Genomic DNA, 4,116 nt, shown 5'->3' on the forward strand with positions numbered 1-4,116 from the left:
AAAAAAAGCCCGCCACCACCGGAGGCAGCGGGCTGTGGCCCTCATTTGAGCGTGATTAGATCCAGCGGTCCCGGCGCTGGCCGCCAGCCACAAGAACAAGGCCCAACAGCAAGCCTACAGCCGCGCCCAGCATGAAGGCTGACGATACCGTGCCAGGATTTTCTTGAACGACACCGGAAGCAGTAGACGCCCTATTGCGAAGTGCTTGCGTTGTCCGAGACACGCTATCGGCCGCGCCCTCATACCAACCAGTGGCTTCCTCGACCACCTCTTCAGCGCGCTCCGCGAGCGTCCGATTGATCTTGTTGATCTCGCGCTTCAGCTGCGCAACTTGCTTCTCCAAGGCTTCCTGAGCTTCGCGCTGCGTCTCCGTCGGTGTTGCGGCTTCGTTTGGGTCGTCGGCCATTGTGATCTCCCCTTTTGGTGGGGCTCAACGGACGCCGCGGCGTAAGGTTCCTCATCGAAAAAAACCCGCCACCGTGAGGCAGCGGGCTAAATCTTCTGCAAATTTGCGATAGATCAAATTATCTGGGGATCATCCCATGTCGCATACCGCGGATGGCGCCGCGGTTCACCGAACACACGGCCAAGGATGCGGAAGCAGGATTTATCTCTGTTCATCATTCTGTATGAAGTCGCCATCCCGCCTATAAGCAACTTCTCGTCCTCGCTCCCTTCGGTCGCAAAACGCCCGCCGCAATCCCGGCCGGCGTTGGGGGGTATACCATCTCATTGCATGAGGATTGCCGCCCGCCCACATCGCGACGACAATGCAGCCGAGAAAGCGAAACAGACGGCAGCGCGTAGGTCTTCCGCGATCACGGAAGTTACATGAGTCGCCAAGGTCGGTACTTTCCAACGGCGGACCCCAATCCGCCCGGCCGGCGCCCTACAGGCAATCTACCCCAACGCCCCCCACAGTGGCGCCGGCCACTTTCAGCCCCCTCGTTCGAAAGTTGGCTTCCAATCGCGATTGCGCGCCCGCTGCTGGCCTTCGTAATCAGGAATGCATGTGAAGAACACCTGCCGGCGGTCACGGCCGGCAGCCTTGCAATTTGACCAGACAAAGAGCCCGGCTAGGTCGTCATGCATCGAGCCCTGGTCACGGCCGAGCCTGTCAATCAGCGCCTGGATGTCGAAGCGCTATGATTAGCTCTCACTAATATGCTATACGCAAAATGGTGAGGGGCTAGTTCCATGAGACAGCTAGGACACATTGCATTGGCGTGGCTTGTGTTGCCCGGCGATGCAGATGCCCATGATTGGTATACGGGCAAGACTGATCCCGTTCTTTACTATGACTGCTGCGGAAACAAGGATTGCCACCCGATCGATTCCAACGACGTCAGGATGACTAAAGACGGCTATTTCGTCAGGCTGCCGCGCCCCGCTTACTTGAATGAAACCCAGGAAGCGGAGTTGTTTATCCCCAGAGAGCGTGTCCAGACCTCGCCTGATGATCGATACCATATATGCGAACGACTAATGACGTTCTATCGAACGATCATTCCCCGTTTGGAGTTCGAGGCCTATCGCAGATTCAGATGGACGTGCTTCTTCGCACCCCGAGGGACAAGTTCAATCCCGCCGGATGAGATCTACTCCCGGCTTTTGGATTTCAAACTTACCCACGACCCATATTAGAGATGGCTTGAATTTTGTGCTAAGCAGGATCATGAATTCCGGCATTTGTCATCGTCCCAGAAATCCTGCAGCGAAGCGTGCCTTAGGTCTTCCTCGCCGCGCAAGTGCTTCACCCGGGCTTTGATCCCCGGCTTAACCCACTGTGTTGACGGCCGCTTTGGCATATCTTTGGGCGGTGGCCCGGCATGTTCCTGGACGCGCTGCCACAGCCGCTCCCGCATCTCGCGATTGACGCTGACAGAGGCGCTGCCGACATATTTCCGGGTGCCTGGCTCGGCCATCAGGGCGAATGCCGGCTTTCCAGCCTCACGCTCGACGCCGAGCAGCTCGAATTCCCCGACGGTGTAGCATTTTGTCATCAGCCAGTTGGTCGAAGGGCCGCTGCGATACTTGCTGTCTCGACGCTTGGACACCATTCCCTCAAGGCCGGCCTGGTCGATCAGGCGATAGATCGCATTGGCGTCGCCCGGAAGCGCCTGGCTGAACTGGATGTGGATGTTTGGCGGGATGATGCCGGCAAGGATGTCGCGGCGCTCCTGCAGCGCCATGTCGCGCAGGTCGTGCCCGTTGAGGTGCAGCAGATCAAAGGCAACAAAATAAAGATCGTGCTGGCGCCGCGTGATGGCCTTGCGCAAAGCTGCGAAATCCGACAGGCCGGCATCATTGAGCCCGATGATCTCACCGTCGATGATGGCGCTGTCCGCATCGAGCGACTTCGATGCGGCGGCCAGGTCGCGGTATTTCGCCGTCCAGTCCAAGCCACGGCGGGTGAAAATGCGCGTTCCGCTTTCGTCAACGATCATTTGCGACCGGTAGCCGTCGAACTTGAGCTCATGTAGCCACACGCCGCTTTCGGGAGGCTTCTCCACCAAAGTCGGCATTAGTGGCGGCACAAACATCAAACGCATGCATTGACTCGCAAAACTGCGATTCAATTAGCATGCGCTTAATTAGTTCCCATTTTAACGAATCGTTGACCGCGCTGTCCCAGAATAGGACGGCGCGGTCAAACCCAACCGGATTGCGCAGGCGGCTCCGGCAATTCAGCACCCCGCCTCACTGTCGGAGCCGCTTCCACACTCCTCTAAATACCAGCAACGGTTGAATCAACTGTTACCGCACGTGCTTTCCAATGCGCTTTCCCAGTCGTTAGACTTTGATGGAACAGGGCCTCGCCTTCACGGTTGACGCTGAGACAGTCCATCTCTGCGAGGAAGCAGAACGGCCAAGATAACATCTGCAATGCCCGGGCCGCCCTCAAACTGGTCCGTATGGCGATTGAACAGACCTGCCCCGCTGGCGTGTTACCTAGCGAGGAGGCTGTCCTGCTGTTCTATCATCCCGAGCCGATCCACGAGGGCGAAGCGCTTGCCAAAGCCGTCATTGAGACGGGTCGAGAGACTAACCCGATGAATGCGCACATGATCGAGAAGACACCATGACTCATGAGTTGCAGAGAACTTGCCCGCGACGCCAGCATAACCTGTATTTCGCCGCAGGGTGTCCGGGAGTTGCTCGATGGCCGGCACGAGAGCGGCCCGGCCAATGTTCTTCGAGGTGAACAAAGGCCGGGCCTGATCTAGTTTCCTGTGCGTAGCTCCGTCAGGTCACAGCGAATGATGCTGCCATGGGAAATGGCTGGCGAGCTGCGTTTGAGCTGCGTCTCCCGTCCCGTCGCTGTCCAAAGAGAGCGACCCGGTTGAACTGTCGTAGCTGACATGGTCGGAACGATCATGCGCAGCCGTACCGGCAGACAGAGCGTCGGAAAGCCCTCCCGACTTGAGCCCGTCGAAGAAGGCCTGGTCGAAGTGAGGCTTGTCCTGCAGCTTGTCCTGGAGCTTTTCCTGAAGCCAGCTGAAGTCGAAGGCGTCGTGGCCACCGCGGCCGGACATGATCTCGGCGGCGCCGCCCTTGCTGGCGTTGGCGCCGACATTTTCATCGCCCTGGACGGTGTGGGCGAACCCGTTGCCGGCCGTTTTATCGTGTGGACCGGCGAGAGACTCCGAGCCGCTAGAAAGGGCGGCCAACACCCGGTCGACACTGCTGCCTGCCTTGTCGCCGGCGACATGGGAGGTGTCGCTGCCGTCATCGCCGGTGGTGACGTCCGAAGGGACAGCCGCAGTGGAGCTGCTGTCGCTCGTGGTGGTGTCGGAAGCGGCGGTCACAGTAGAGCTGTCGTCGCTGATGGTGGCGTCGGAAGCGGCGGCCGCAGTGGAGCTGTCGTCGCTGATGGTGGCGTCGGAAGTAGAGCTGCTGTCGCTGGTGTGGGAGTCAGAAGGGACAGCCGCAGTGGAGCTGCCGTCGCTCGTGGGGATGTCGGAAGCGGCGGCCACAGTAGAGCTGTCGTCGCTCGTGGTGGCGTCGGAAGCCGCGGCCGCAGTAGAGCTGTCGTCGCTGATGGTGGCGTCGGCAGGGGCAATCACGGTAGAGCTGTCGTCGGTCGTGGTGACGTCGGAAGCGGCGGTCCCAGCG

General features: G+C 59.5%; 3 protein-coding genes and 1 pseudogene. 1 reads left to right on the forward strand and 3 read right to left on the reverse strand.

Annotated elements, in window-relative coordinates; translation table 11 throughout:
- Positions 1-55: 55 nt before the first annotated feature.
- Positions 56-406, reverse strand: coding sequence for a hypothetical protein (locus EOB36_RS32340; RefSeq protein ID WP_095485420.1), 351 nt, complete (start codon positions 404-406; stop codon positions 56-58).
- Positions 407-1,673: 1,267 nt separating this feature from the next.
- On the reverse strand, positions 1,674-2,552 hold the full coding sequence (locus tag EOB36_RS32345; RefSeq protein WP_095485422.1) for an ATP-dependent DNA ligase: 879 nt from the start codon (positions 2,550-2,552) through the stop codon (positions 1,674-1,676).
- Between the two features lie 276 nt (positions 2,553-2,828).
- Here EOB36_RS32345 and EOB36_RS32350 point away from each other — a divergent pair, with 276 nt between their 5' ends.
- Positions 2,829-3,086 carry a hypothetical protein gene (locus EOB36_RS32350; protein WP_245467960.1) on the forward strand — a complete coding sequence of 86 codons (258 nt, stop codon included), beginning with the start codon at positions 2,829-2,831 and terminating at the stop codon, positions 3,084-3,086.
- 165 nt (positions 3,087-3,251) lie between these two features.
- On the opposite strand, the pseudogene EOB36_RS34565 reads toward EOB36_RS32350, so the two are convergent.
- A pseudogene (locus tag EOB36_RS34565) lies at positions 3,252-4,116 on the reverse strand (hypothetical protein); the annotation flags it as partial.

It is taken from the genome of Mesorhizobium sp. M6A.T.Cr.TU.017.01.1.1, from assembly GCF_004023115.1.
Lineage (GTDB): Bacteria > Pseudomonadota > Alphaproteobacteria > Rhizobiales > Rhizobiaceae > Mesorhizobium > Mesorhizobium mediterraneum.